This is a genomic window from Streptomyces sp. PA03-1a, assembly GCF_033792805.1.
Lineage (GTDB): Bacteria > Actinomycetota > Actinomycetes > Streptomycetales > Streptomycetaceae > Actinacidiphila.
The window spans coordinates 1-812 of record NZ_JARAVO010000499.1 but is presented as its reverse complement, the minus strand read 5'-3'; the positions used below and the strand labels follow the sequence as shown (position 1 = coordinate 812).

The 812-nt window shown below is 70.2% G+C and carries 2 protein-coding genes; both read left to right on the top strand.

All coding sequences use genetic code 11. The features are described 5' to 3' along the window. Positions 1 to 73 precede the first annotated feature (73 nt). Positions 74 to 373, top strand: a complete 300-nt coding sequence (locus tag PV341_RS45160) for a transposase (RefSeq protein WP_500361067.1) — start codon at positions 74 to 76, stop codon at positions 371 to 373. Continuing rightward, the coding region (locus PV341_RS45155) for an IS3 family transposase (protein WP_500361066.1) at positions 370 to 812 on the top strand (443 nt) is incomplete at its 3' end. The genes PV341_RS45160 and PV341_RS45155, both read left to right, overlap by 4 nt.

The following is an 812-nucleotide window of genomic DNA, read 5'->3' as shown; positions in this document are numbered from 1 at the left end:
CTGGGCTTGATTCGCTTTGGCGGACATCCGAGATCTGGGGTTCAGCCCCGGGAGGATGTCCATCATGGAGAGCATGGGGAAGAAGAAGCCACGCCCTCGCCGCTCGTTCACGCCGGAGTTCAAAGCCGAGATCGTCGAGCTGTGCCGGCGTGGCGACCGCTCGGTCGGCCAGGTCGCCAAGGACTTTGACCTGACCGAGACCGCGGTGCGCGACTGGGTCAAGCAGGCCGAGGTCGACGCCGGCGAGCGAGACGGCCTGACCAGCAGCGAACGCGAGGAACTGGCCGCGCTGCGGCGGGAGAACCGCCGGCTGCGCGAAGACGTGGAGGTCCTCAAGCGGGCCACGGCTTTCTTCGCCAAGGAGACCCGGTGACGGTGCACCCGTTCATCGAGGCGGAGAAGCAGGCAGGTCACAGCGTCAAGCGCGCGTCTGAGCTGCTGCAGGTCTCCCGTGCCGCCTTCTACGCCCGCCGCACCGCCACCCCAGGGCCGCGCGCGGTCCGTGACGCCGAGCTGACCGAACAGATCACCAAGGTCCACACGCGATCGCGCGGAACCTACGGAGCCCCGCGCGTCCATGCGGTGCTCCAGCGGGAAGGCTCCCAGTGCGGCCGCCGCCGTGTCGCCCGCCTCATGCGGGCCGCCGGTCTGCAGGGCCGCCATCGCAGAAGGCGGCACCCGACCACGGTCCCCGACCCCACGGCTGCCGCCCGGCCCGATCTCATCGTCCGCGACTTCCAGCCCGACCCCACCGGACTCGACGTCCGCTGGTGCGGCGACATCACCTACATCCCGACCGACGAGGGCTGGCT